We start from the raw sequence: 562 nt of genomic DNA, 5'->3' as shown, positions 1-562 counted from the left end.
GCTGTTCGAGTCAGCCTAGGCCCACCATATTTGCAACATCTGGGGCTGTAGCTCAGTTGGGAGAGCGCCTGCCTTGCAAGCAGGAGGTCATCGGTTCGATCCCGTTCAGCTCCACCATTTTTACCAAGTTTGACGACTTGCTTTTGTCGAGTCGGTGTGGTAGATTGAATATCCTGGTCGGCTAGAAGCGTCTCGTCCTGAGACAACGCCGACACCCGCACATCCATGTGCATCGTCTGGTGACGATGGCGGAGGGGACACACCCGTTCCCATTCCGAACACGGCCGTTAAGCCCTCCAGCGCCGATGGTACTTGTCCCGAAGGGGACCGGGAGAGCAGGACGTTGCCAGGCGAGCAACCTTGCGGTTGCTTGTGATCTTGTTCCTTGAAAACTGGATAACGCAAGAATTGCTAAGGTTTTAACTGATGTACCAATGTGGTTAAGTTACTAAGGGCACACGGTGGATGCCTTGGCGCTAGGAGCCGAAGAAGGACGCAGCGAACTGCGATAAGCCTCGGGGAGCGGTAAGCACGCATTGATCCGGGGATCTCCGAATGGGGC

1 tRNA gene and 2 rRNA genes are annotated in these 562 nt (G+C 55.7%); all 3 read left to right on the top strand.

Features of this window, described 5'->3' with window-relative positions:
* Positions 1–41 precede the first annotated feature (41 nt).
* Positions 42–117: transfer RNA gene (locus G3578_RS20665), tRNA-Ala, on the top strand.
* 118 nt (positions 118–235) lie between these two features.
* Positions 236–352 (top strand): 5S ribosomal RNA (gene rrf, locus G3578_RS20660).
* A gap of 86 nt (positions 353–438) precedes the next feature.
* Positions 439–562: ribosomal RNA gene (locus tag G3578_RS20655) — 23S ribosomal RNA — on the top strand; the annotation flags it as partial.

Source organism: Brevibacillus sp. SYP-B805 (assembly GCF_011059135.1).
Taxonomy (GTDB): domain Bacteria; phylum Bacillota; class Bacilli; order Brevibacillales; family Brevibacillaceae; genus Brevibacillus_F.
Note: the sequence above shows the minus strand (reverse complement) of the source record. Positions and strands in the feature narration are given on the sequence as shown.